The sequence below is a fragment of the Parasedimentitalea nitratireducens genome, assembly GCF_057444295.1.
Genome location: NZ_JBYAXC010000002.1, coordinates 397756 through 424141, shown reverse-complemented (window position 1 = coordinate 424141; position 26386 = coordinate 397756). Strand labels below are relative to the sequence as shown.

Sequence of the window (26386 nt, the reverse complement as noted above, 5' to 3'; positions counted from 1 at the left end):
CTGGCCCGGTTGGATCAGATCGCCTGCCCGGGCGGTCGCAGGTTCAGTCGCTGCGCGCGCAGACTTTGACGGTGCACATGATACCGCCGCAAAGCGGTGCTTTGGTGCAGGCCAGTGGCCAAAACCTGATATGACCGGGCAGGGTTCACTTATAGATTTCCAGATTGCAGCAGCAGTTGCTTCCAGACCGAGGTTTCATCGAAGATGGTGAATTCACGGCGCAGACCCCATGGGCCGAACTCGGCGTGGGAGATGCCCAACACATAGACGTCAGCGCCGGTTGGGGTGCCAAAAACGCCCCAGCCATCGTGTTTGCCATGCAGCGACCAACGGATCGCAGCGCGTGGTGGCATCATCGGATCGTCACGGCCGATCTGGTGCTCGATCTTGAACTTGGCATTTGGGAAAGAGGCGCGCAGGCCCATCCAGAAGCCATCAACCGAGGCAAAGGAATGACCAGTGACACCGCCGGGGTATTCGGTTTGAACGGCGCGGTCGTATTCCTGCTCAATTATGCCAAAATCGGCGTTCATGATACGGGTTAGAATATCGGCGTATTTCTGGCCCCATTCATTATCGTTGCCGTTGCCCTTGTAGGGACCTTCAATGTCATTGGCAGGGGTCAGGGGCTGCACGCAGTTTTCCGGACCACCTTCGCTGGTTATCAGGTTGGCGGCGTATTCCTGTGGATCCCAGCCCATCTGTCGAACAATAGCCCCCTGATCGCGGATCAGCCATTCGTCATCAATCGCATTGTTCTTCGCATGGCAGTCGGCCATGATCCGGTAGACCAGCTTTTTGCCAGTGGCCTTGCCATAGACTCCATCGCCGAGGTGCGTTGCTGTGGACAGCAGACGGTGCGAGCTGAGCATGCCGTCTTCGGGGGTGCCCGACCAAATCACGTCCTCACCCAGCAGGGTGCGGTCGGGGAATTCGGCCAGGGTGGCCATGGTGGCGCCGATCACATTCTGGTTGCCGGTGACAACCGACGCAGGCGAACGCACAACGATGTCTTCGCCATAGTAGTGATGTAGCGTGGCGATGCCGCGGTCTTCCCAGATTTCCTTGGTGATGCCGATGATGTAATCGGGGAAATCCTTGAATTTGGGATCGAAGCCTTGCATGGGTCTTATCCTTTAGGTGTCCAGCCTTCGGGCAGCCGTGCCGAACCGCGTACGATGAACGGTCCGTCTATGGCCACGCGTTTAGGGCTGGCGGTCTTGGGGTTATTGATGTGCTCCATCAGAGCAGAGACAGTTTCGGCAACCATCAGGTTTGCGCGTTGGCGCATGGTGGTCAGGTTGTAGGCGGGCCAGCTGGCGGGCGGGACATCGTCATACCCGATAACAGAGACATCTTCAGGGATGCGCAAGCCAAGTTCGAAGCGAATGACATCCATTACGGTTAGCGCCATGTGGTCATTGGCGACAAAGACCGCATCTGGTCGCTGGTCTGCGGGCACGTCGAACATTCTCCGCCCGGCATCACGGGCGCGTTCGGTGTGGAAATCACCAACTTCGCGGGCAAAGAGTTCGACACCGGCTTCTTGCAAGTACTCGCGAAATCCAGCCTCGCGGTCGCGCTGGGTCGAGGCCCCCTCCCACCCGGCGATGTAGCCGATGCGTTGGTGGTCTCCGGCGATCAGGAACTCGGCCACCTGACGCCCACCGGCGTGGTTGTCGGATGTGACCGACGAGATGCCTTCGATATCCTGTGACCGGTTGAACAGTACGATCGGAACCCCGGCCTGCTGGCAGCGGGTTGCGATATCCGATGACATCGCAACCGAGGCCATGACGATGCCATCGACCTGATAATCCAGGATTTCATCCATCACGTTGTCAATATTGCCAGCGGTCTGCGAGGCCATGAAAACCAGGACGTGATAGCCTTGTTCCTGCAGGGTGTTGGACAGAATTTCCAAGGCTTCGGGGTAGAAGTGGTTTTCCAAATAGGCAACCACCAGGCCGATGATACGGCTTTTGCCGGATACCATGGCGCGGGCCAGGATGTTGGGGCGATAGCCCAACTCGGTGGCGGCCTTGCGCACCTTGTCGGCAGTTTTTTTCGACACAGAGGCACCGGGGGTGAAGACACGGCTGACGGCGGACTGGCTGACGCCGGCCTTTTCGGCAACCTGGAGGGAGGTGATTTTTTCAGCCATCAGTCTGCTGTCCAACCTCCGTCGATCATCAGGGCGGTGCCTGTCACCATGGCCGAAGCGTCAGAGGCGAGGTATTGTACTGCGCCCATGATGTCTTCGACTTCGCCCACGCGGGGGAGTTTGATCTTGTCCATGATCCAGGCGGCACGTTCGGGGTTGTCGAACGTGGATTGGGTCAAGGGCGTGCGGATGAAAGTGGGGCAGATTGTGTTGATGCGGATGCTCTGTTTGCCCCACTCAACAGCCATGGATTTCACCATACCCTCGAGCCCGTGTTTTGTGGCGCAATAGACCGCGCGATCAACACCGCCGACTTGGCCCATCTGGCTGGAGATATGGATGATAGATCCCGGCTTGCCTGCCTTGACCATAGCCTTGGCTGCATAGGCGGATAGGAAGTAGGCCGAACGCAGGTTTACACTGACAACCGCGTCAAAGTCCTCGGGCGTTGTTTCGGTTGCGGGACCATGGCGGGCTAAACCTGCGGAATTGACGATGATGTCATAATTCCCGGTTTCGATGGTGGCCTGCAGGGCTTGTAGGTCGTTCTGATCCATCTGCTGGGCTTCAGCGCTCCAGCCTTTGGCCTGCATCGCTGCAACTGTATCAGCCAGGCGATCTGCCCCGCGTGCTGCACAGACCACATGGGCACCGGCATCAGCCAGCGCTACGGCACAGCCCTGACCGATGCCAGAGGAGGCTCCGGTTACAAGGGCTGTCTTGCCACTAAGGGTCAGTGAAGGGGGGCGGGGCAGGTCAGTCATCAGCTCATTCCATCAGGGATATCAATGCGCCCTATGTTGCGGGCTTTGTTGAACTCCCGCAAGCGGGCAAAGACATCAACACCCAGCTGGCGATAGGCATCCAGAATATCGACAAGTACCCAGTTTTCCCGGATTTTTCCGTTTTCCAACCGCCAGAAATCAAGCGAACGCATGGTGATCTTCTTGCCCGCAGGTGCGATCCCCAACCAGCCGTCATGGGTCACGGTCTGGACCATGTTTGGCCAACCGGTGACGGCGGCATATTCACCATCACCAAAGAAGTGATAAGTGATCTCGTCCAGATACTGACCGCGATCAGGCATGCCGCCCAGAAACGGGATCTGGTGCCAATTGCGGAACCCTGCAAACCCACGACCGGTGCCAATGCCGGAAGGGCCATACCAGTTCATGCGCTGGTGCCAGAACCGATCCATCTCCATCACTTCGGGGCCACCCTGGGTTGGGTGTTTCTTCAAGTGCTCGAGCATGTCGATGATGTGCTGGCAGGTGGCCGCGCCTTTCTCAACGTCATAAGGACCGGGCACAAACCCGTCCTGTGTTGCCGGTCCGGGCACATGCCATTCGTGCCCCAAGCTGGGTGACATCGGCCAGGCATTGGCCTGCATCATCACCTCTGGAATGTCCCAAAGGGCCTGAAACTCGACAACCTGACCATCGACTACACGAAAGAACTCGTGGAACCGCATGACCACCTGGTGCCCAGTGGGCGGGATATCCAACCATGGGCCGGTAAAGACACCGGTATAGTAACCACCGCAGCCGACCCAATCATTGCCGTGTTCATCCGGCCCAGCCATGACGATATAATCGCGGCGTTCCAGATCGGGCCAGGCGTTTTTCAGGTCGGCATAGGCGGTGTCGTAAAAGGCATCTCCACCAGTGCTGTCGCCAAAGGGATGACAGTGGTGGAAAATGGCATCCGGGGCGCTGATTTCGTTTAGAGCAGCGCGCACGGCTGTTTCGTCAAAATCGTACATCGCCGCGCGAAGAGGTGCGATCAGGGCTTTGTTTTCTGTGTGGACGTCACTCATTCTGCTGGTTCCCGATAAGCGGCGGCTTCGCCGTAGGGAACATTGACGCCACCGTAACGACGGACCCGAACGTTGCACTGCTCGGCGTGCCCGATAAAACCTTCGAGCATGCACAGACGCGAGCCATATTCGCCGATCAGTGTTGCGGCTTCGTCGGTTGTTACCTTTTGATAGCTGTGTGTTTTCAGGTACTTGCCAACCCAGAGACCACCAGTGTAGCGGCCGGCCTTTTTGGTCGGCAGGGTGTGGTTGGTGCCGATCACTTTGTCACCGTTGGACACATTTGTACGAGGACCAAGGAACAGCGCGCCATAGCACGTCATGTTCTCCAGGAACCAATCATCTCGATCCGTCATGACTTGAACGTGCTCGGAGGCGATATTATCGGCAACCTGCAGCATCTCGTCATAAGTGTCGCAGACGATGACCTCGCCGTAGTCTTCCCAACTGACTTTGGCGGTGCCAGCAGTGGGCAGAATGCCAAGAATGCGGTCAACTTCGGCAAGTGTGTCTTCGGCTAGCTTGCGACTGTTGGTCAGCAGAACACAGGGGCTGTTGTAGCCGTGTTCAGCCTGACCCAGCAGGTCGGTTGCACAAAGCTCAGCATCTGCAGCCGTTTCATCGGCAATCACCATGGTCTCAGTCGGGCCTGCAAACAGGTCGATGCCGACGCGGCCAAACAGCTGGCGTTTGGCTTCGGCAACATAGGCGTTGCCGGGGCCGACCAGCATGTGCACCGGATCGATGGTTTCAGTTCCCAGCGCCATGGCGCCGATGGCCTGAATGCCACCCATCACATAGATCTCATGCGCGCCGCCCAGATGCATAGCGGCAATGACAGCAGCATTGGGTTTGCCGTTGAACGGTGGGGTACAGGCGATGATGCGTGGAACGCCTGCAACCGTGGCCGTGGCCACCGACATATGCGCCGAGGCGACCATGGGGAACTTACCGCCCGGGATGTAACAACCAACCGATTGCACCGGGATATTCTTATGGCCCAGGATCACACCCGGCATGGTTTCCACTTCGATATCCAGCATCGAGTCCCGCTGCGCCTGGGCAAAATTACGGACCTGCTGTTGGGCAAACTTGATGTCGGCCAGTTCGCGATCTGTGAGCGAGGCGATCAGCTCGTCAATCTCGGCCTGGCTCAGCCGGAACGAGGCTGGTGAATAATTGTCAAACTTCTCGGACAGCTCGCGAACGGCTGCGTCACCACGGGTTTCGATGTCTTTCAAAGTTGCTTCGACCACCGCGCGGGTTTTGGCGTCATCTTCGGCCCGGTCTGCTTCGGGTTTGCCGCGTTTTAGGTATTCGATGGTCATGTGTCTTGTCCTTGGTTGGTCGGACGTGGAGCGGTTTTCTCTCCACGATCAAATGCTTCCCAGCCCTGGCCGTTGAACAGATCAACACCCAGCTGCGCGGCGACATGGGCGAAATCCACGTTCACCCAGTTGTCGACAATCTTGCCATCGACGACTTTCCAGAAATCCATATAGCGGATTTCAACCCGTTTTCCGGTGGGGGCGATGCCGAGGAATTCGCCTGTGTGGGTTGCTTCCTGACGGCCAAAGGCGGCGGCCCATTCACCCATGTACATGCGGGCTTCGTCGATGCAGGTTTTGTCGGAGAACGCGGCTTGGAACGGGCGCTGCCAGTTGTCCTGGAACTCCTGCAGGCCAGTTTTGGTGCCGCAACCTTGGTTGCCCATCCAGCGAAACCCATCCGAGAAGAATTCGCCGATGTCGTTGATGCGGTGATCATTCAGCCCGTCCACCATGTTTTCGATGACGGCACGGGTTTCTTCGGTCTTGCTGAGGTCGGTGTCGCGGGTCAGGACCGCTTGTTCGGGGCGAGAACCTTTCATGAGGTTATCCTTTTATGATGCCAAGAGATTTGATTGAGGGGGAGGGAGCATCCCACACTCAGAAAATCCCTTGGCATCCTGTTCAGCGCCGGGTGGCGCCCAACAGCGTTGTGGCGGGCAGAGTTGCTCATCACGCCGCCTTTCTACTGCCGCCTAGCGCGGCCATGCGGGCGAAAACATCGACACCCAGTTGACGATAAAGGTCGATGACATCGACCATGACCCAGCATTCGCGGACCAGACCATTTTCAACCCGCCAAAAATCTAGGCTGCACCGGGTTATGGTGCGGCCGGTCGGGGCGAGGCCCAGAAATCCATCACCGGAATGAACTGCTGTTCCAGATGGCCAACCCGTAAAGGCGACAAGGTTTTGATCTCCGAAAAACACTCCATCTTCGAGATGGCGGGTATTGTCCGAAAGACCTTCGCGGAAGCCTTTGAAAATGTTGTCGCGGATGCCGGTATGTCCGCGGGCGGTGCCAAGTCCGGTGGATCCGTACCAAAACGCTTGGTCATGCCAGTAGCCACCAAGCCCACGACCTGGGTTATCCGCATCACCTTGTTTCAGGTCGTTCAACATGTCCCAGACCAACTGAACAGAGGTATCTGACTTGTCTGCATCGAAGGGTAGGGAGCTGACGCCCTGACCATCAGCGGGTCCGGGGCACATCCATTCTACGCCCAGCTGTGGTGCCACTGGCCAAACACCTGCTTGAAGCATGACCTGAGCGATGTCCCAGAGGCCCTCCATCTCAACAACTTGATTGTCTTCGATGCGCAGGTACTCATGATAGCGCATGAATACAGGTTTTTCGGTGGCGGGAATATCCAACCATGGCATGGACATAGTGCCAATGAAATTGCCGCCAAGCCCAACCCAGTTCCCACTTTCACCGTCGCCCCAGCGTGGACCTGCAATGACGATGAAGTCACGTCGCTCGAGATCGAGCAGGGCGGTAAAAAGAGGCGCATAAACACGATCCCACAGGTCATTTGGCCCGGTCACATCCTGGTAAGGAAAGCAAAGGCGGATCTTTGCATCTGGGGCAAACAGCTCCAGGATCGCCTTTTTGACACGGGCCGCGTCGCAGCTTTGCAATGCATCCCGTAAGGGGGCAACCAGCGCTTTGTTATGATCGTGGACAGAAGTCATCCCTTCACCGCTCCGGCTGTCAGGCCGCTGACGATTTGGCGCTGGAAGAACAGGATCAGAATGAAAAGAGGAGCCGTTGCAGAGACAACAGAGGCCACAGCAAACATTACATTGCCCTGGACCTGTGTAGTGCCCAGGAAGCTGGCGATGGCCGGTACCATGGTTTCGTTCTCGGCACTAAGGAGCATCGAGGTTACGGCAAAGTCGTTATAGGCCAGCAAGAAGGAGAACAGGCCCGTGGTGACAACGCCGGGCCACATCACGGGGATGATCACGTGGCGGAAAGCTTGGAAACGGGTGCAGCCGTCGACCATGGCGCTTTCGTCCATGTCTTTGGGAATGTTGAGGAAGAACGAGTGCAGCATCCACAGGGTGAAAGGCTGGTTGATCGCCACCAGAACGATAATGGTGGTGGGCAAAAGGCCCCAGATGTTCCATTCAAAAAACGGCAGCATATAGCCTGAAACCAGTGTGATATGCGGCATGGCGCGAAACACCAGAGCGGCCATCAGGATCCAGAAAGCATAGCGGAAACCCGAGCGGGCCAATGCGTAGCCACCCAGCGTGCCGAAGGTGAGCGAGATCACCACGGTGAAGAAAACCACGATGCCAGTGTTGAGCACGTTGCGCCAGAATTCCTCTTGAACCCAAGCTCCGTGGTACCCTGCACCTGTGAAGGCGCTGCCGGTTTCTTTGATTGTATTGATGCCATAGAAGGCGTTGCGCCAATCTGCCTTGGAGAAGAAGTCGGATTGGACCTTGAACGATCCCCAGAGTGTCCAGAGGAAGGGGAAGGCTGCAATGATCAGCCAGATCGCCACCAGTGCAAAGGAGATTATGGTGAGCGGTGTAATGCGGTTTTGTGCTTTGATCGCCATGATCGCCTCCTTAGTGAGATTTACGGTTGAAGTCGCGCCAGGTGCGGATCAGCACAGGGGTCAGCAGGATGACAACGCCGATAACAGTCAGTATCGAGGTTGCACCGGCAGATCCGTAGAGCGGATTACCACTTTCGCGCAGGTCGTTGAAAATGATCCAGCTGAGCGACGTTGCATGGGCCTCGGCTGAGAAACTTACGATCGGTTCGAAGACGCGGAAATTGTCCATCAGCATCATTAGCGTCACAAAAGACATGAGCGGCGCCAGATGCGGCACGATCACATGGATCAAACTCTGCCACTTGCTTGCACCATCTATCTGGGCCGCTTCCATTGTATCCTCGGGGACGGTCTGAAGCCCGGCGTAAAAGGTGATGAAGCTGAACGGCAGCATGTGCCAGACGCCATAAACAATCAGCATGACCCAGGTGAGTGCAGTTGATGCCTTTAGGCTGAGTGAGGGGTCGTCAAAGATACGCTGCAATGTTGCACCGATGACGCCATCTGCATCGACCATCCAGTACAGGATCAGCGAGCCAACCAAAGGAGTCACCAGGAACGGCAGGAGTGATATGAAAATCGACGGTCCCTTGAGAAATTTTGGCAGGTTATTGACGCCGACTGCAATTGCCAGACCGAGCGCAATAACCATGGGTGTTACCACAGCCGTATAGGTCAAAGTAAAGATCAGGGCGCGGTAGAAGGGCAGGTTAAAAACCTGATCCCAGAACTCACCAAAAGTTTGTGTTATCCGCCAGGCCTCAGCCAGTTCCTGAAAGGCAAGGTGTGAGCGGTTTGTATATGTCGACAGCCCATTAAACTTGCCGAGCGGTTGCTCTTGCTGAAGCTTGGCTGTGGCTTCGAGGTCAATCGATGTTGTTGGCGTGCATCCAAATGGTCCGCAGCTTTCCGAGACAACAATGACTTGTTCATGCCCAACATGGAGCGACTGGATAAAGACCGAAACAATTGGCAACGCAATGAACAAGATCATCGCGGAGAGCGTCGGCAGGATAAACCAGAGAAATGTGCGATGCTTCATTGCAGTCGTCCCGGTCAAAAAACAAAAGGTGAGGAAGGGAGAGGGCCATGAGAGCCCTCTCTTTTTTTGATGGATTACTGGAGGAATCCAGCTTCTTTGGCAGCTGTGACATAGGCCGCTTCGACATCTGCCAAGGCCTGTTCAGCGCTTTCGGATCCTTTGAGGAAATCAGACAGTTCAGCGCCCAGTGCGCCATGCATGATGCCGATATAGGGGATCATTGGGTAAGGTTTGGCACCCCCCTGTGCGGTAGCGGCTACGCCCGCCGCAGCCGGACCCGGCTTGAAGCCGTCGAGCAGCCAAACTGCGTCGTCGTTGTGCGCGGCGACCATTTCCGGGTTCAACGCACTGACAAGGGCTGCAAAAGTAGCTTCGGCTTCTTCATCCGAGACGTTTGCCGCGATGGTGATGCCATCCCACCACAGGGTTGCTGAAGGAATCGAGCCGCCTGCAACGGTCGGCGCAGCAGCCAATACGGTGTTAGAGGTGATCTCTTTGGTAGAGCCTTCATCGTCCAGGATTGGATTGCCGCGTGATCCCCACATGATACCCAGCGAGGCCTCGCCAGCTTCCCAGGCGCCCTGTGTCTCGTTTGAGGCATAGGTCAGAATATCTGGGTTGGCATATTCCATCAGCGACTTCAGCATATTCAGTGTTGCAATGCCTTGTTCGTTGTTCACGTTGGGCTCGGCTGAACCCGGCTTGAACAGGTCACCACCATGGCCGAGATAGACCATGTTGAACATCTCACCGATGTTCCAACCCATCTTCATATTCATGGTTACGGGATAGTCCATGATACCAGCAGCACGGATTTTTTCGGCTGCTGTCAGGACTTCTTCGTAAGTGGCGGGGACAGCGCTGACACCAGCCTTTTCAAGAACGTCCTTACGGGCAAAGAGGTGCTGCGAGTTTGCCATGAAGGCAATGGCCATCACCTGGCCATCGATGGTGATCAGCTGGCTGGGTTTGATGTGATCGCCGTATTTTTCAACCAGATCGTTCAGCGGGCGGACAAGGCCATCGTTCATCAGCTGGGTCAGTGTCGAGTTGGCGACAATTACAGAGGTGTATTCCGCTGGGTTCGGTGTGAGTGCCGCGTTCATGATCTGACGCGCTTCGGTGGTGTGGTTTGGCTTGAATTCGGCCGCAGCTGTGCCGCAGTTGGCCTGAGCCGTGCCAACAACCGCATGAATTGCCGGAAAATCACTGGCGAGGATGCGGATGGATTGCCCTTCGGGGCCACAGCCAGCAGCGTATGCTGCCGAGCCCATCAATCCCATAAAGGCTGTTGTAGCGGCGATTTTTCTAAGAAACATGATGTTCTCCCTGTTTTCCTGAGTTTGGATGCACACTCCCCATGTGCTCCTTGAATGCCCCAAGGGTTTCGCTTGAGGGCTTGATGTGTTCAGGTCTTGATCCGCTCACCCGTTTGACCGTCAAACAGGTGGCAGATTTCTGGCGGCACAGTGATGGACACCATGTCACCAATCTCGGCGCGGAAGTTCTTGTCGGCTTTAACCGAGACAAGCGCCCCGCCAACACGGACCGAAATCATTGTGGCGTCGCCTAACAGCTCCATTGTGTAGATTGGCGCGTTGATCTGTCCGCTGCCATCTGATGCAAGGGACGCATCTTCGGCGCGAAAACCAAGTGTTAGCGGACCATCAGGGGCCGCCAGGCCGGTGATCTCGACAAGGTTGGTACGGAATGTGCCATTCGCGACGTCACCTTCCATGAGGTTCATCGCGGGGTTGCCAATAAAGCTGGCGACAAAGGTATTTGCTGGTGTGTCGTAGATGTCTGTTGGACTGCCAACCTGCTGAACCACACCCTTTTTCATAACCACAACACGGTCGGCCAAGGTCATGGCTTCGATTTGGTCGTGTGTCACATAGATTGTTGTAACGGCCAGCTCATGTGACAGGTTTTTGATCTGCGCTCGGGTTGAGACACGTAGCTTGGCGTCGAGGTTCGACAGAGGTTCGTCCATTAAGAAAACATTTGGTTCCCGCACAATGGCGCGCGCCAGTGCCACACGCTGGCGCTGACCGCCGGACAGTTCAGCAGGTTTGCGGTGCAGAAAATCGTCCAGTTCCACCATTGCGCTGGCGCGACGTACTTTCTGGTCGTGGGTAGAGGCGTCGACACCGCGGACCTTGAGAGGGAAGCGGATGTTTTCATAGACGTTCATGTTGGGATAAAGCGCGTAGCTTTGGAACACCATTGCGACATCCCGGTCTTTGGGTTCAAGATCGTTGACGGTTTTCCCGTCGATCAGGATTTCGCCCTCCGAGGCGTCCTCGAGCCCGGCGATCATACGCATCGTCGTCGTCTTGCCGCATCCTGATGGGCCAAGAAGAACAAGGAACTCTTTGTCGGCAATGGTCAGGTCAAAGTTCTCGACCCCAACAAAGGATCCCCAGCGCTTACCTACATTTCGCAGTTGAATTTCAGCCATTTGTCCCCCGATGGAATCAATTTGCATACGCATGCAAAAACGTTAACCGACAAAAGATACATCAGGCAAGACTTTTTTGCATACGTATGCAATTGTGACAGGGCGAGTGATTCATTTTCGGTGGAAAACACGCAAATTTTGAGAAAATCGGAAAACCTATGATCAGCTTTCAGACAGAAAAACAGGTGGTGTGCGACTTCTATTCATCGTTAGATGCCGCCAAAGGCGACGCACTCTTGGGTGTCATGCGCAATTATTGCTCGCCAGATTTATTATGGCGTGGGTTCCATCCCTTTGATGAAATACAAGGCCCCGAGGCTGTGGCAGCGCAATTTTGGGTCCCGCTTCGCCAAAGTCTGACAAGGCTGCAGCGTCGGATGGATGTCTTTATGGCCGGCACCAATATGTTTGGTGCTGATGACGGCGTCTGGGTGAGCTCGATGGGGCATTTGATGGGGCTGTTTGATCAGCCTTGGCTTGGCATTCAGCCCACCGGAAAAATGGCGTTTCTGCGTTACTGCGCCTTTCATAAGGTTGTGGATGGTAAAATTGCTGAAACAGCCATGTATTTTGATATTCCGCATCTGATGATGCAGGCTGGGTTACAACCCTTTCCGCCGCAGACCGCAGCGCATCTGGTGCAGCCGGGACCTGCGACGCACGATGGGTTGTTGTTTGAGAAGCAGCCGGTTGAGGAGGGCGAGAAAACCCTGGCTGCGATTAATGCGATGATATCGGACTTGGGCCAATGGGACAGTGAGTTGACGCTCGAGCAGGAGCTGGCGCAAACGTGGTGTGACGATATGATCTGGTGGGGGCCAGCAGGGATCGGAGCCACCTACACAATCGAGCGTTATGCCAAGCAGCACTCGGGCCCGTTCCGCGCTTCGTTTACGGAGCGATCCAAGACCAAACATATCTGCCGGATGGCCGAGGGCCACTATGGCGGGTTCTTTGGTTGGCCAAATTTCACAGCTGTGCCGTCGGGCGGGTTTATGGGAATGCCTGCAACGCAAAAGGCCGGAGAGTTTCGAGTGATCGATATCTATCGCCGCGCCGAGGGCAAGCTCGCTGAAAACTGGATCTTTATCGATCTGTTGCATTTCTGGAAGCAGCAGGGGGTAGATATCTTGGCCCGGATGGCAGTCGTTCCTAGAACATGAGACCAATAGAACCTGTGTCCCGGATTAGGTGATCACATCTTCCGGGGCGAAGATCGGCACTGGGTTTCGAAGAATTTTGGGGAAAATTTTGAAAATCATGGGGGCCATCAAGTCGTCAGGATAGTTTGTATGAATGAGTGACTCAATTCAGGCTATATGGCATTAGAAGCCCGTTTTTGACTGTATTGAACGACAATCTTCGAATCTTTTCAGGACACGGTCCACCGTTTCGCCCCTCACCATGTATATGGGGTTCTATCCGCCATCCTCCGGGCTCTTCCGGCTACTGCAATAACAAGTGTCCAACAACAGTGGTGTCTAGAAAACCGACCAGTCAATGCAGCTAACTCCATTGACTGATCTGTTTATTTACTTGGATTCAAAAGCCAGAAGACAGAGAATTTTGGGCAGCTTTTAGAACTGGAAAAAGGCGAGTTCATATGATCTGCGAGTTCAGAGCGAGTGCAGTTCATCCACGATGAAAGTTGGAGGTCTGCCGGTGCTAATAACAGGGAAATGTGGCGGCCTTAGGAAGTGTATTAAATTAAAACAGCGCGTTATCCGCCGATATCGTTCATATCATACGGCGTGGTTTGATAAATCTCGTTGATCCAGTTACCATACAAAAGATGTGCGTGGCTGCGCCAGCGGTTTTGTGGTTTTTGGCTGGGATCGTTATTGGGGTAATAGTTATTGGGGATATTGATCGGTGTACCCTCGGCCACGTCACGATCGTATTCCTGCTTTAGGCTGTCGCTGTCGTATTCGAAGTGGTTGAAAATATACAAGGCGCGATGTGAGGGATCCTCAATCAGGCAGGGCCCAACTTCGGAGCTGCCTAACAGTGTGCGAAGGGCTGGTTTAGAATCAACCTCGTCCTGGCGCATTTCTGTCCACCTGGAGACCGGAATAACAAAATCATCGGAAAACCCGCGCAAGTAGGGCGACGCTGGAAACAGGTTCTGTTGCCGGAAACAGCCAAAAGCCTTGTGTGGCAGAATGTGTTTGTCGACGCCGTGAAAATGGTTGATCATCGCCATCCCACCCCAGCACACCCCAAATGTTGAATGGACATTGCTCTGCGTCCATTCGAATACTTGTTTGATTTCAACCCAATAGGTGACTTCGTTAAAGTCAAGATGTTCAATTGGTGCGCCAGTGATGATCAGGCCGTCAAATTTTTGATCACGCACTTCTGAAAAGGGAAGGTAAAATTCGGCCATGTGCTCGGCAGCGGTATTGCGCGTGCGATGCTCGCTCATGCGGATAAGCGTCAGATCAATTTGCAGCGGCGTGGCGCCGATCAATCTAGAGAACTGGTTTTCCGTCTGGATTTTCTGGGGCATCAAATTCAGAAGCGCAATGCGAAGGGGGCGAATATCCTGACGCGCGGCCTGATCCGGAGATATCACCATGACGCCTTCGTCCGTGAGAACGTCGTAGGCGGGTAGGTCGGACGGAATTTTGATGGGCATATCTGCGTCTCTGGTTTGGGATCAGAAAGGGAATGTAAGTTGATCAGCTACTGGGCTCAAGGGCAGTATCAATCGCTTTTGCGATCAAATCCGTAAAGCTTTCCTGATCGCGGGCTGCGGAAATTTGATCCGCCGTAACGGTTACGCCCCAGTTTTTGGCCATTGCTGCATAGCGCGGTTGCCGGTGGTCCATAGCCTGACCAAAGGACCAGCGCAGAAACTCACTTGGATCAACTTCGTTGTCTTGGATCTTGTTTATATTTAAATATTTCTCCCAAGTGGTGGTGAGAAACTCTGGCTGATAAGACATTGGTTTAGGGGCGCGGTCAAAGCGGCGGACCAGTTCGGCCGTGTGCGCCTCGTCACCCTTGATCCAAACCATAAGGGTGTGTTTGGAAAGTTCAGACAAGATAGGGTCATTGGGATCCTCAGCATTGACCCACTCACAAATTGATCCGCCAGTGTCGCAGATGAAGTTGTTATACCCGTACAGCCGCTGTGCCCGGTCAATGAAATACTCGGTGTCGAGCAGCGCATGAATTTCGGCCATGCGAAACTGTTCCTGGCGACGACGGTATTCGTCAATTTCCAGGCCGGCCAAATGCGGGTTTCCAGGTTTTCCCAAATAGCTGGCCACGGGGGCCAGGTTTTCAAAACTTATATTGGAGCCAATATAGATCGAATCCGAAAGCAAGAGATCGCGTAGAAATGGCACCTTCATCGCTTCGGCTTTGGCATTGTCGGCGATGTACTCGCCCATATAGCGGGTGCCGATGCGGTAATCGATCGAATAGTGGAACCAATCACCTGCGTCACGCAACATGTTGCTGACATAGGTTTTCCCCAACCCGGACATGCCAAAAAACAGAACGCGCTTGTTTGGCGCGTCACGCCAGTTTTGAGCAGAAGTATAGAGCATCGTGGCTGGTATCCCTGTAGTCCATAGCCTTGCTAGCCAGTGCAGGGCGCAGGGTCAATCATTGGACGTTGAGATCCACGCAGAGAAACGCAAAACGCCCTGCGATGAACACAGGGCGTTTAAGGGATTAGTGTTTTATTACTTAGAAGTAGTAGCCAAACTTAACCCCAAAGCTCACAGCATCGTTTCCACTGAACGAAGAACGAGCGACATCTGGGGTGCCGGTTTCAGCAAAAGCGTCACCAAGATCGGTGTAGCGGATGCCGCCAGAAATCTTGTAGTTGTCCTTGCTGTATTGCAGGCCAAGCGAGATGCTTTTGAACCCGTTGGTTGGCGCAAGAGGCGACACCAGATTGTCGTCTTTTTCGGCTTCGTAGCCCAAGCTGATCGAGCCAACCAAGTTTTCATTGAAACGGCGCGCAAGCCCCAAAGTGTATGTCGTTGTATCTGTGAGGTCGATCAGGTCCACACCCGCGGCGGCGGGGCGCAACTTGGTTTTGCTGTGGTCTGCCCAACGTATGCCTGCAAGCAATAGGGTGTCTTTGGCGATCCCTGTTTGGAAATCGATATTTACCGACTGTGGAGTCTTGGTGGTGCTTTGCGAAGTTACGCCTGGCGCGATGTTCTCGGTGGTATCAAACTCGTGTTCAATTTCGGATTGATATGTGAGTGCAAACCTAAGTGCGATTTCAGGAATTTCGTATGCACCACCTGCAATCCAACCCACGGCGGCGTCGCGGTCTAGATTGACGCTATAGCCGTTCAACGGGCCATAAGCCAAGCCGCTTAACGTGATATTGCCATCAACCTGTTGATACCGCAGACCTCCGTGAACGCTGAAATTCTCGTTGAATTTGTACCGCAGGATACCGGTGATTGCATCGGAGTCGGCAAACGCCTGAGTTCCGCCCAGCATGACTGAACCAGGGGTAGTGGGGTTGGCATTGGCGGGAGCATAGCTGATATCCGAGCCCCAAGGTTGGTCGTAGATCAGCGAGAAAGACAGTTGATCGTTGATATTGTACTTCAGACCAGCGGCGATTTGATTGAAGCTTTGACCAACATTGCCGGATGGCGTTTGAGCAGGGTTGAGGGTGGCAACGTCTGTGCCGCTGAGTTCTGGTGAAGCGTGGCCAGCGGAAAACTCGATGTAATTACCATCTTCAAAGATGATTCCCATCGACTGGCCAGTTCGGTCCAGGCCGCCGGCTGATGCCGTCCCTGAAACAAGTGCAAGTGCAGCTGTCGTTATTAGATAGTTCTTCATGGTCCCTCCCCAACAGACTTTTGTCTGCTTTGTTATCGAGAGAAACTAGCCAAGGCATAAACCGCAGATCAATGTTGACCACGCGGAAGGCAATTTTCACACTTGAAAAATGGCAGTGGAGTTTAGGAGCGTGATGCCCGAGATGTTGTTTTGGCATCCATTATATTCAAGTAGTTAGCGGCAAATATGATAATTCCGCCACACAGCACCCAAAAATCCAAAGGCTCAGCATATAGCAGCATCCCCAATAGTGCGATGATTGGCAGGCGGGTGAAGTCGATTGGCATAACAACTGTCGCAGGCGCGAGAGCCAGGGCGTTGGTCAAACAGAAATGCGCCGTCAGACCAGCTAAACCGATCAGTACGAGCCATGGAGCGGTGGACAGATCGGGTAATGTAATGTCCCCATCATACCCGGATGCGATAAGTCCCATGACAAGCTGCATTGCTGTAAGCCAAAACAGGATTGATCCGATCTGTTCAACACGTGTGAGCCGTTTGGTCAGAATATTGGTCAATGCAAAGAAGAACGCCGAGCTGGCTGCAGTGATGATCCCGATGTTCATTGTTTCAGGGCTGGGTCGTGCAACAATAAGAATGCCAGCAAACCCTATAACCGCCGCCAGAACACGCACGCGGGTTAGGGCCTCGCCGAGAAGAAGGGGGGACAGAATGATTACCCACAATGGAGAGGTGAACTCCAAGGCAAAAACCTGGGCAAGCGGGATCAGAGTAACAGCATAGAACCAGAGGTTCTGACCGGTGAAATGCGCTAGGTTACGAACGAAGTGATCGCCAAGGCGTGCACTGCTGACCTGTGTCCAGCGTCCTGTGATGCTTAAGACTGTGGCCACAACAATGACACCGACAATGCTGCGGTACATCATGATTTCAAATGTATCGAGTGCAAAGCTAACCTCGCGCCCTGCGATGGCCATGACCGAAAAAGAGACAATAGTGCCGGTCATCCAAAGGGCGGCGCGACCAATCTGGATCTGCGAGTCTGACATCGGCTTTTCTTTCCTAGCGTCCTGCTTGGGCAAAAAGCTTCAAATTCAAGCGGGCGTCAAGCGATCATTTGTGGGCAATTGATCTGTAGTGCGGATGGGATTCTAACAAAAAATCCCCTCACAGCATGTGCTGAGAGGGGATGATTATCAAAATTCTCTGGGGATTATTCCCACTCGATTGTGCCCGGAGGCTTGGATGTGATGTCATAGGTGACGCGATTGATGCCTTTCACCTCGTTGATGATCCGGGTCGCGGTTTCGCCAAGGAAGTCATGACTAAACGGATAGTAATCCGCCGTCATGCCATCAACCGAGGTGACCGCGCGCAGTGCACAGGCAAAATCATAAGTGCGCCCATCGCCCATCACGCCAACTGTACGGACCGGTAGGATAGCTACGAAAGCCTGCCAGATGTCATCATATAGCCCGTGTTTGCGGATCTGGTCGATATACACCGCATCAGCTTCGCGCAGGATGTCCAGCTTTTCGCGGGTGATTTCACCGGGGCAGCGAATGGCAAGGCCGGGGCCAGGGAAGGGATGGCGGCCGATAAAGCTGGCTGGCAGTCCCAGTTCGCGACCCAGTGCGCGGACTTCGTCCTTGAACAGCTCGCGCAGGGGTTCAACCAGTTTCAGGCCCATTTTCTCGGGTAGGCCGCCAACATTGTGGTGGGATTTGATGGTGACCGAGGGACCGCCCGAGAAGGACACCGATTCAATCACATCTGGGTACAGGGTGCCCTGTGCCAGGAATTCAGCACCTTCGATGGTGTTGGCGTGCTTCTGGAAAACATCAATGAACAAACGCCCAATGATCTTGCGCTTGGTTTCTGGATCCGATTGGCCTTCCAGCTCACCAAGGAACAGTTCCTGCTCGTTGGCATGAATGAACTGCATGTTGTAATTATCACGGAACATCGAAACCACTTCGTCGGCTTCGCCCTTACGCAACAATCCATGGTCAACAAACACACAGGTCAGCTGGTCGCCAATCGCTTCGTGGATCAGCACCGCAGCAACCGAACTGTCGACGCCGCCGGAAAGACCGCAGATCACGTTTTTATCGCCGACCTGTGCGCGGATCGCGTCGATCATCTGTTCGCGGTAGGCGCCCATGGTCCAGTCGCCGGAGAAGCCTGCCAGTTTGACAAAGTTCTCATACAGCTTGGCGCCGTTAGGGGTGTGGTGCACTTCGGGGTGGAATTGTACCGCATAGAAATGACGCGAGGCATCGGCGGTAATGGCATAAGGCGCATTAGGCGATGTACCGTAGACCTCAAAACCCGGTGCGATTTTGCTGACGTGATCGCCATGCGACATCCAGACCTGCTCGTCGCCATCGGCGAACCAGCCATCAAGGATATCCAGCTTAGCATCAGACGGCGTGACATAGGCACGGCCAAATTCAGCTGTGCCGTGGCCACTTTCGACCTTGCCGCCCAGCTGCTCCATCATGGTCTGCTGACCATAACAAATGCCAAGGATCGGAACGCCATAGTCGAAAATCTCTTGCGGTGCGCGCGGTGAACCCTCTCGGGTTACACTGTCAGGCCCGCCCGAGAAGATCACAGCCTTGGGCGCCATTTCGCGCACAAAGTCCATAGTGACGTTCTGATAGGGGTGAATTTCGCAATAGACGTTCAGCTCACGCAGGCGGCGCGCAATAAGCTGCGTCACCTGGCTGCCGAAGTCGATGATGAGAAGGCGGTCATGGGATGTCTGGCTCATGTCCGGGCCATAGGCCAGGCGAGAGGATTTCGCAAGAGAAATTAATATTGTCTCGCGGTGTAAGGATTTGTTTTGTTAATTCCGATCGACGACAGAGGTAAAAGGTAGCGAAGGCGCGGGATGTTATGTGGAATGTCGCTTTTCAACGCCATAGGCCGTTATCTTTCGATGGCTGCCATCGGGGCTGGGCTACATAGGGGCAACAAAACGCCTGTGATGAAGGACTGAACATGGCTGAAGCAACTTCGCGCCGACGCGGACGGTCAGGTGGCGGTGCAGCCCGCCGCGCCGAACGCACTGCTGTCACTATAGAAACAGCTAAGTATATCGAACGAAACATCCCCAATTTCGAAGTCCTAAGCGAAGAGGCTTTGGATGTGATCGAAGCCAATGCCGAGACAGTTCTGGCCGAAGTCGGCGTGAACTTTGTCGACAATCCCGGTGCGTTGCAGCGCTGGCGAGATGCGGGTGCCGAAGTCGAAGGTGAGCGGGTTCGCATTCCGCGTGGCTTGGCGAAAAAACTGATGGCAACAGCTCCGTCAGAATTTACTCAACACGCACGAAATCCAGAAAAGTCGGTAGTGATTGGTGGCAAAAACCTAGTGTGTGCACCTGTTTACGGCCCTCCGTTTGTGCGGGACGCCGAAGGTGGCCGTCGCTATGCAACAATGGCGGATTTTGAAAAATTCGTGAAACTGTCGTACATGTCCAAATGGTTGCACCATTCGGGTGGCACCGTCTGTGAGCCCACAGATGTGCCGGTGAACAAGCGGCACTTGGATATGCTGTTGGCCCATATGACGTTGTCGGATAAGCCGTTTATGGGATCGGTAACAGATCCAAGTCGGGCGCAAGACAGTGTTGAGATGTGCGAAATCCTATTTGGGAAGGAGTTTGTGCAGAACAACACGGTGATGACGTCGCTGATCAACATCAATTCGCCGATGACATTTGATGATGTAATGATGGGCGCACTAGAGGTTTATGCGCAAAACAACCAGGCCTGCATTATTTCGCCGTTTATTGTAGGCGGTGCTATGGCGCCGGTTTCAGTTGCAGGGACGCTGACCCAGGTTCTCGCCGAAGTGATGGCCGGTATTGCCTATAGTCAGTTGATCCGCCCCGGAGCGCCGGTAATTTTTGGCGCTTTTGTCAGCTCGATCGACATGAACTCGGGTGCGCCAACTTTCGGAACCCCTGAAGCGTCATTGGTGACCTATGGCGCGGGACAACTGGCCCGCCGGTTTGGCCTGCCGTTTCGCTCTTCAGGTTCGTTCTGTGGTTCAAAACTTCCAGATGCCCAGGCCGCCTATGAAACAGCCAACAGTCTCAATATGGGGCTAATGTCTGGGGTGAACTTTATGCTGCACTCTTGCGGTTGGCTAGAGGGTGGACTGGTTGCGTCTTTTGAAAAATTCGTGATGGATGTTGACCAGTTGGGGGCTTTGCATGGCTTGGCCAAGGGGATCCCGATAGAAGAAGATGATCTTGCATTGGATGCGATCCGTGAAGTTGGTCCTGGTGGACACTATCTGGGCTGCGCCCATACACAGGCTAATTTCAAAACCGCGTTTTGGAAGTCGGATTTGTTGGATTATAAACCCTTTGAAACATGGGAAGAAGAGGGGGGGCGTGACACTCTGGCTCTTGCAAGTGAGAAGGTGGAGCACTTGGTTTCCAACTATCAAACCCCCAATTTGGATCCAGAAATCAGGGCAAAGCTTGTGGCTTATGTCGAGGCAAAGAAGTCCTCGATGGCGGATGCGTTTAGTTAGTATTCCTGACTGATAGTCAAAGACACTAAACGGTATTAATTCAGGCGGTTACTGCTCGCAGTTGCCGCCTTTTTTTGTTCCCCTTTGGTGCGATTGGTGGACAGCAGTTGGGCTTCTCCCATCAAGGCAATCAGGACTTCGATGTGACGCATAAGTGGGTAGCCTGGATCGTCAGCACAGCGACGGCGGTTTAACTGCTGTTCCATCTCGATCAATTCCAATAGGGCCAATGGCGTTTTGGGGAGTTGGGTAAACCCCAATAGTCTGGGAAGGTGGCGATGCCGGCAGTAGTCTTGCGCACCTATGCGGGCGGTGCGAATTAGAATTCGGGGTCGGCGAAGAGTGGATAAACGGCCAAGCAAGTCTTGCATCATCGGACCTTTCTGTGGGTGAATTACTCACAGGTAGCACAAGCTATGAGGGTGTTGCCGACTTGGTTTAATGGCGGGCGCTGTATTTATTACTAATTACCAATTAGAAACAATGATGCCAAAATATAAGTATTGTAGAAATGGTTTGGCAGGTCACTGCGCCCGTGGGGGTAAAATTGGGGGTAAGTGGTGTATGAATTGACCTGGCTGCCCGCTGCCGGGGTTTCAGAAATGCAAAAACAGCAAGTTTTACCGCTGCCCAAATGGGTTCCTTTAGAAGTTAGCCGATATCTAGATCACACCGAAGCAGGCCGGTCGATCCGACAATTGGCACGTTCAGCCGGGTGCCACCCATCAACTGTGTTGCGACAAGTCCGAAGAATTGAAACGAGACGGGATGATCCCCTGGTAGAGGGGGCTTTACGTAGCTTGGCATGCAATCACTACGCTGGATCTCATCACTTATCAGACCTAAACAGGGCGCGGAACGTGGCTTCAATCCATGACGCGGTGTTTGATCAGGATGCGGTTCGGATTCTTCACGGCTTGTGTCGTGCAGGTACTATTTTAGCTGTGGCCGAAGGCATGGACAAGGCAGTGGTTGTTCGAGAGGCAGATGCCATGATCGCCCGTAAAGCTGTTGTGGGGAGACCTCTTGCAGAGGCGCTAGCGTTACGAGATTGGATTAGCTGTACAAAGCCTTGCCGATTAAGCCGATATCACATCACTGCCTCTGGGCGAACCGAAGTCAGGGCCAAAATGGCTGAGGCTGAAAACATGGCACAGGTGAAACCAGAGGGTGGGTTCTTTGAAGCGCAAGCCGATTTTACGAATAAAAACAATTCTTTGTGTGCCAAATCGCAACAGCCGCGCCGGGTAAGATATGGGTTGGTTGAAAGCCCACTTGAAACATTGGCAAGGCTATTTGACCAGAACGGTCAACCCTTTTTGTCGCCTGAACAAGTCAGTGCAGGCGGACGTTTGAGGGAAGATTTTGAGTTGGCCCAGATTGGTGATCAGGTTGCGCAGGATCGAGACCAGTTCGAGAGGGAATGCGGTAAAGCAACGGATGGAAATAGCCTTACTACTGAGGCAAAGAAACGTGCGGTCCTGGCGCTAAATCATTTGGGTCCAGGACTAAGTGATATAGCGCTACGGTGTTGTTGCCATTTGGAGGGCTTGGAACAGGCTGAGCGACAGTTAGGCTGGTCTGCTCGTTCCGGAAAAATCGTGCTACGGATCGCCTTGCAGCAACTCTTGTACCATTATGAATCTCAGTCGAACGATGATGTTATGATTGGGTGAGAGTACGGAGAAATAGGCGGCGGAGAGTTCGATCCCTCGCAGAATTCTTTTGTGTTTTCCCCTTCGAATGATAGGTTTGCAGGATGAACTTTACCCTCCGGCAACTCAGCTATTTCAGGTCGTTGTGCCAACACCGTAACTTTGGCCGGGCGGCTGAGGCGTGTCATGTTTCTCAACCCGCGCTTTCGGTGCAAATTCGTGCTCTGGAAGACATCATGGGTGGGGTTTTGGTTGAACGACGCGCCCGCGATTTGGTTTTGACGCCACTGGGGCGGCAAGTCCTGGCCCAATCCGACACCATATTGACAGCTGCGCGTGATCTGGATCGTCTTGCGTGTGATCATGGCGCAGGGCAGCGCAGCTTGGCATTGGGCATTATCCCCACCTTAGCGCCCTATTTGCTTCCTGGTGTTTTGGCGGAACTGCGCGCGCAGGATCTGCAATTAACAGTGCAGGTGCGCGAAGCCAGAACGGAACGGCTGTTGGCAGAGCTACAAACTGGCGAATTGGACGCGGTCATTCTGGCGCTGCCAACCGGGGTGCCAAACTGTGTCGAAGTACCCTTATTTGACGACCGTTTTTTGCTTGCCGGGACTCCTGCCAGATTGTCAGCGCTTCAACAGGCTGGCGGTGTTGTTCATCCTCAGGATCTGAACCGTGAACAACTTATGTTGTTGGAAGATGGACATTGCCTTACGGATCAGGCTCTTGAGGTCTGTGGCATGTTACCGACATCGCCTGGGATCAATATGGGGGCGGGATCTTTGGCCACACTTTCTCGTTTGGTTGCAGCGGGTTTTGGATTGACATTGATGCCCGAACTGGCGGTAAAATCCGAATGTGCTGCTGCCACGGGACTAGAGGTACAACGGTTCCCAGACCCTCAACCGTCACGACAGATCGGTTTGGCCCGACGTTCAACAACATCTGGTACCGGCTGGTTTGACCCGTTGGCTGACATTATCAAGAATATCGGACAATCGATAGTTCTTGAGTGCAGAAACGAAATTGAGCCCGCCAATGGCGAGCTCAAAAAAGCTGATCGATGACCCGTGCTTAGGCAGCTGTTTCTTTCGCTGCGTCTGTTAGGTAGCTCAGCACAGTTTCGGGTGAGGAAACGCCATATGGATCGTCGCCGTGGTTGTCTTCCAGACCAGGCTCTTCAAACCAAGCTTCAACTTTACCGTTGGTCACAATAGCTGCATAGCGCCAGGAGCGGTTGCCAAAGCCAAGATTATCTTTGGACACCAACATACCAATTTTGCGAGTGAATTCTCCGGAGCCGTCAGGGATGACGTCGACGTTTTCTAGTTTTTGAGCCTCGGCCCATTTGTTCATAACAAAGCTGTCATTCACGGACATGCAGTAGATTGCATCGATACCCTGAGCGGCAAAATCGGCAAACCCGTTTTCAAAACCAGGCAACTGATAAGTCGAGCAGGTTGGAGTAAAGGCGCCGGGCAAGGAGAACAGAACAACCCGCTTACCTGCAAAGAAATCAGCGGTGGTTTTGTCTTCCCAGCGGAATGGATTTGGACCTTCGACAGCTTCGTCGCGTACACGAGTGTGGAAGGTTACGTTGGGAAGTTTTACGCCAGCTTGCATTGTGCGGGGCTCCTATAATGGGTGTTTTCGGCGCGAAGACTTAAAACGATTCTAATGTTGCCGCAACGAAAGATTGTCGCGGTGATGGATCCTGTAGTTTTTGATGGACCTCAAAGGGGGGAACGGCAGGCTGTTTACAATTTTCGCAAATTAATCCGCTTGTTCGGGTGTTCTTGCCGCATTTCTATGTGCCTGACGCAGAACTGCGTTGCAATTTTGGGCCTACTGATGCCATTGGACTGTGCTAGACATGTTTATCGACCAACGCCGCAAGGGATACCAGCGTGAGAGATCTTAAAATCCCCGAACAGCGCCACCCTGAAAAGGCGCATCGACCGGATAACAGCCAGCCCAAAAAGCCAAAATGGATTCGTGTAAAAGCGCCAGGTGGCAAGGCCTATGCCGAAACGCACAAAATCATGCGTGACAATGGCTTGGTGACTGTTTGTGAGGAAGCTGGATGCCCGAACGTAGGCGAGTGCTGGTCACAGGGTCACGCGACCATGATGATCATGGGCGAGGTTTGTACCCGTGCCTGTACCTTCTGCAATATCGCCACTGGTAAGCCGCCCGAGGATCTGGACGCCTTTGAGCCGGGGCGTGTTGCACATGCTGTTCAAAAGCTGGGCTTGAACCATGTTGTGGTCACTTCGGTTGATCGCGATGACATTACGGATGGTGGTGCAGATCACTTTGCACAGACTATCCGTGCCATCCGTCATCGCAGCCCAAAAACCACAATTGAAATCCTGACTCCGGATTTCATTAAATGCGACCCATCTGTGTTGGAAGTTGTGGTCGAAGCGCGACCCGATGTGTTCAACCACAATCTGGAAACCGTACCGGGCCTGTACCCTGAAGTACGCCCAGGTGCCCGGTATTTTCACTCACTGCGGCTGTTGCAACGGGTCAAAGAGCTGGATCCGTCGATGTTCACTAAGTCGGGCATTATGGTTGGATTGGGCGAAGACGAGCAATCTGTGCGTCAGGTGATGGATGACATGCGCGCTGCGGATATCGATTTTTTGACTATTGGTCAGTACTTGCAGCCCACTCCTAAACATCATGGCGTTGACCGGTTCGTCACACCGGAAGAGTTCGCATCTTATGAAAAAGCCGCTTATGGCAAGGGGTTCCTGATGGTGTCTTCGACGCCTTTGACCCGGTCGTCGTATCATGCGGGCGATGATTTTGCCCGGTTGCGCGATGCACGTCAGCAAAAGCTAGGCAAAGCTTGAGCCCCGATCATCTGGCGCAGCTGACTCAGTTGCGCCACGAGCTTCATAAGATCCCAGAAGTATCTGGTAACGAAGAAAAAACTTCGGATCTTATCGTCAGTTTTTTAAAAAACCACTCACCTGACCAAATACTCACTGGTCTGGGCGGGCACGGGGTCGCTGCGGTTTATACCGGAGCGGCAGATGGACCCACAGTGATGGTTCGCTGTGAGCTAGACGGGCTGCCGATCCACGAGATTTCCTCGCAGAGCTACCGGTCAACCCACCCTGGACGCGGACATTTGTGTGGCCACGATGGTCATATGGCTATGGTAGCTGGGGTGGCGATGCGGTTGGGTGAACAGCGCCCAAAATCTGGGCGCGTGGTTTTGTTGTTTCAGCCTGCCGAAGAAACAGGCAAGGGTGCTGCGGCTGTTTTGGCTGATCCGTGGTTCGAACAAATTCCTCCCGATTTTTCCTTTTCACTCCACAATTTACCCGGCCTGGCCAAGGGCCAAGTTGCCCTGTGCGAGGGGGCAGCCAACTGCGCGTCGCGCGGTATGCGGATAAGACTGATCGGTAAGACCTCGCATGCGGCGGCTCCGCAAGATGGTCTTTCGCCCGGTGGGGCGATTTCTGAGCTTATACCTACCTTGGCGAGTCTTGGGGCTGGTGGGGAACTAGGCGCTACCTATTCATTGGTGACTGTTACCCATTGTAAATTGGGGGAGGCAACTTTTGGTATCTCTCCAGGCGACGCCGAGGTCTGGGTTACACTGCGAACGGTATCCGATACCGCAATGGAGTACCTAGTTCTGCAAGCTGAGAATTTGGTTGCTAATGTTGCAGGCGCGATCGGGCTGAAAACTGATATTGAATATGATGATGTGTTTTCAGCCTCCACTAATCACACTGAAGCGGTTACTATACTTGTTAAGGCCTGCAAATCCGCTGGTTATGGGGTGAAGTTAAGGTCGAAACCGCAGCTTTGGTCCGAGGATTTTGGGCAGTTCAGCACAGTGTCAAAGACGGCAATGTTCTGGCTTGGATCGGGTGAATTCCAACCTCAGCTCCACAATCCTGACTATGATTTTCCAGACGAGATTCTGCCGGTTGGAACTGAGGTGTTTGTTCGGGCGATCAAGCAGATCCTTAATAGTTAGCGCCA

At 53.9% G+C, this 26386-nt stretch carries 24 protein-coding genes; 6 read left to right on the top strand and 18 right to left on the bottom strand.

The window, feature by feature from the left end; genetic code table 11:
• Positions 1 to 149 precede the first annotated feature (149 nt).
• The 11 genes from AC2T28_RS07730 to AC2T28_RS07680 all read right to left on the bottom strand — a co-directional run bounded on the left by AC2T28_RS07730 (position 150) and on the right by AC2T28_RS07680 (position 11384).
• Entirely contained in the window at positions 150 to 1124 is a 975-nt protein-coding gene (locus AC2T28_RS07730; RefSeq protein WP_486748396.1) for a nuclear transport factor 2 family protein, read from the bottom strand.
• 5 nt (positions 1125 to 1129) lie between these two features.
• Positions 1130 to 2164 (bottom strand): LacI family DNA-binding transcriptional regulator, encoded by a 1035-nt coding sequence (locus AC2T28_RS07725; RefSeq protein ID WP_486748395.1) that lies wholly within the window; start codon positions 2162 to 2164, stop codon positions 1130 to 1132.
• On the bottom strand, positions 2164 to 2928 hold the full coding sequence (locus AC2T28_RS07720; RefSeq protein WP_486748394.1) for an SDR family NAD(P)-dependent oxidoreductase: 765 nt from the start codon (positions 2926 to 2928) through the stop codon (positions 2164 to 2166). The genes AC2T28_RS07725 and AC2T28_RS07720 overlap by 1 nt, the downstream gene beginning before the upstream one ends.
• Positions 2928 to 3980 carry an ester cyclase gene (locus AC2T28_RS07715; protein ID WP_486748393.1) on the bottom strand — a complete coding sequence of 351 codons (1053 nt, stop codon included), beginning with the start codon at positions 3978 to 3980 and terminating at the stop codon, positions 2928 to 2930. The genes AC2T28_RS07720 and AC2T28_RS07715 overlap by 1 nt, the downstream gene beginning before the upstream one ends.
• A complete protein-coding gene (gene hisD, locus AC2T28_RS07710; RefSeq protein WP_486748392.1) occupies positions 3977 to 5308 on the bottom strand; it encodes a histidinol dehydrogenase in 1332 nt (443 codons plus the stop codon). Before hisD ends, AC2T28_RS07715 begins: the two co-directional genes overlap by 4 nt.
• The gene (locus AC2T28_RS07705; RefSeq protein ID WP_486748391.1) at positions 5305 to 5850 is read right to left on the bottom strand and encodes an ester cyclase; all 546 of its coding nucleotides are present in this window, start codon (positions 5848 to 5850) and stop codon (positions 5305 to 5307) included. Before AC2T28_RS07705 ends, hisD begins: the two co-directional genes overlap by 4 nt.
• A gap of 130 nt (positions 5851 to 5980) precedes the next feature.
• Positions 5981 to 7003 (bottom strand): ester cyclase, encoded by a 1023-nt coding sequence (locus tag AC2T28_RS07700; RefSeq protein ID WP_486748390.1) that lies wholly within the window; start codon positions 7001 to 7003, stop codon positions 5981 to 5983.
• Positions 7000 to 7881, bottom strand: coding sequence for a carbohydrate ABC transporter permease (locus tag AC2T28_RS07695; protein ID WP_486748389.1), 882 nt, complete (start codon positions 7879 to 7881; stop codon positions 7000 to 7002). The genes AC2T28_RS07700 and AC2T28_RS07695 overlap by 4 nt, the downstream gene beginning before the upstream one ends.
• A gap of 10 nt (positions 7882 to 7891) precedes the next feature.
• Positions 7892 to 8923 carry a carbohydrate ABC transporter permease gene (locus AC2T28_RS07690; protein WP_486748388.1) on the bottom strand — a complete coding sequence of 344 codons (1032 nt, stop codon included), beginning with the start codon at positions 8921 to 8923 and terminating at the stop codon, positions 7892 to 7894.
• 74 nt (positions 8924 to 8997) lie between these two features.
• Positions 8998 to 10242 carry an ABC transporter substrate-binding protein gene (locus tag AC2T28_RS07685; protein ID WP_486748387.1) on the bottom strand — a complete coding sequence of 415 codons (1245 nt, stop codon included), beginning with the start codon at positions 10240 to 10242 and terminating at the stop codon, positions 8998 to 9000.
• 89 nt (positions 10243 to 10331) lie between these two features.
• The gene (locus AC2T28_RS07680; RefSeq protein WP_486748386.1) at positions 10332 to 11384 is read right to left on the bottom strand and encodes an ABC transporter ATP-binding protein; all 1053 of its coding nucleotides are present in this window, start codon (positions 11382 to 11384) and stop codon (positions 10332 to 10334) included.
• 158 nt (positions 11385 to 11542) lie between these two features.
• Between AC2T28_RS07680 and AC2T28_RS07675 the strand changes: the two genes are divergently transcribed.
• Positions 11543 to 12547 carry a nuclear transport factor 2 family protein gene (locus AC2T28_RS07675; RefSeq protein ID WP_486748385.1) on the top strand — a complete coding sequence of 335 codons (1005 nt, stop codon included), beginning with the start codon at positions 11543 to 11545 and terminating at the stop codon, positions 12545 to 12547.
• A gap of 557 nt (positions 12548 to 13104) precedes the next feature.
• Here AC2T28_RS07675 and metA read toward each other — a convergent pair.
• The 5 genes from metA to guaA form a co-directional block, all read right to left on the bottom strand.
• The gene (gene metA / locus AC2T28_RS07670; protein WP_486748384.1) at positions 13105 to 14022 is read right to left on the bottom strand and encodes a homoserine O-acetyltransferase MetA; all 918 of its coding nucleotides are present in this window, start codon (positions 14020 to 14022) and stop codon (positions 13105 to 13107) included.
• 43 nt (positions 14023 to 14065) lie between these two features.
• Complete coding sequence (locus tag AC2T28_RS07665; protein ID WP_486748383.1) at positions 14066 to 14941, bottom strand: ATPase; 876 nt, start codon at positions 14939 to 14941, stop codon at positions 14066 to 14068.
• A 142-nt stretch (positions 14942 to 15083) separates the two neighbouring features.
• On the bottom strand, positions 15084 to 16208 hold the full coding sequence (locus tag AC2T28_RS07660; RefSeq protein ID WP_486748382.1) for an outer membrane protein transport protein: 1125 nt from the start codon (positions 16206 to 16208) through the stop codon (positions 15084 to 15086).
• Between the two features lie 122 nt (positions 16209 to 16330).
• Positions 16331 to 17218, bottom strand: coding sequence for a DMT family transporter (locus AC2T28_RS07655; protein ID WP_486748381.1), 888 nt, complete (start codon positions 17216 to 17218; stop codon positions 16331 to 16333).
• A gap of 164 nt (positions 17219 to 17382) precedes the next feature.
• Complete coding sequence (gene guaA / locus AC2T28_RS07650; protein WP_486748380.1) at positions 17383 to 18945, bottom strand: glutamine-hydrolyzing GMP synthase; 1563 nt, start codon at positions 18943 to 18945, stop codon at positions 17383 to 17385.
• Between the two features lie 230 nt (positions 18946 to 19175).
• Between guaA and AC2T28_RS07645 the strand changes: the two genes are divergently transcribed.
• A complete protein-coding gene (locus tag AC2T28_RS07645) occupies positions 19176 to 20720 on the top strand; it encodes a trimethylamine methyltransferase family protein (RefSeq protein WP_486748379.1) in 1545 nt (514 codons plus the stop codon).
• Between the two features lie 35 nt (positions 20721 to 20755).
• Here AC2T28_RS07645 and AC2T28_RS07640 read toward each other — a convergent pair whose 3' ends face one another.
• Positions 20756 to 21091: a DUF6477 family protein gene (locus AC2T28_RS07640; protein WP_486748378.1), complete on the bottom strand. Its 336-nt coding sequence runs from the start codon at positions 21089 to 21091 to the stop codon at positions 20756 to 20758.
• A gap of 189 nt (positions 21092 to 21280) precedes the next feature.
• Between AC2T28_RS07640 and AC2T28_RS07635 the strand changes: the two genes are divergently transcribed.
• Both AC2T28_RS07635 and AC2T28_RS07630 read left to right on the top strand, forming a co-directional pair.
• Complete coding sequence (locus tag AC2T28_RS07635; protein WP_486748377.1) at positions 21281 to 22396, top strand: DUF6456 domain-containing protein; 1116 nt, start codon at positions 21281 to 21283, stop codon at positions 22394 to 22396.
• A gap of 83 nt (positions 22397 to 22479) precedes the next feature.
• Positions 22480 to 23445: a hydrogen peroxide-inducible genes activator gene (locus tag AC2T28_RS07630; protein WP_486748376.1), complete on the top strand. Its 966-nt coding sequence runs from the start codon at positions 22480 to 22482 to the stop codon at positions 23443 to 23445.
• 7 nt (positions 23446 to 23452) lie between these two features.
• On the opposite strand, the gene AC2T28_RS07625 is transcribed toward AC2T28_RS07630, so the two are convergent.
• The gene (locus AC2T28_RS07625) at positions 23453 to 24001 is read right to left on the bottom strand and encodes a redoxin family protein (RefSeq protein ID WP_486748375.1); all 549 of its coding nucleotides are present in this window, start codon (positions 23999 to 24001) and stop codon (positions 23453 to 23455) included.
• A 284-nt stretch (positions 24002 to 24285) separates the two neighbouring features.
• On the opposite strand from AC2T28_RS07625, the gene lipA reads away from it, so the two are divergent.
• Both lipA and AC2T28_RS07615 read left to right on the top strand, forming a co-directional pair.
• A complete protein-coding gene (gene lipA / locus AC2T28_RS07620) occupies positions 24286 to 25239 on the top strand; it encodes a lipoyl synthase (protein WP_486748374.1) in 954 nt (317 codons plus the stop codon).
• Positions 25236 to 26381: an amidohydrolase gene (locus AC2T28_RS07615; protein ID WP_486748373.1), complete on the top strand. Its 1146-nt coding sequence runs from the start codon at positions 25236 to 25238 to the stop codon at positions 26379 to 26381. The genes lipA and AC2T28_RS07615 overlap by 4 nt, the downstream gene beginning before the upstream one ends.
• The last annotated feature ends 5 nt before the right edge of the window (positions 26382 to 26386 follow it).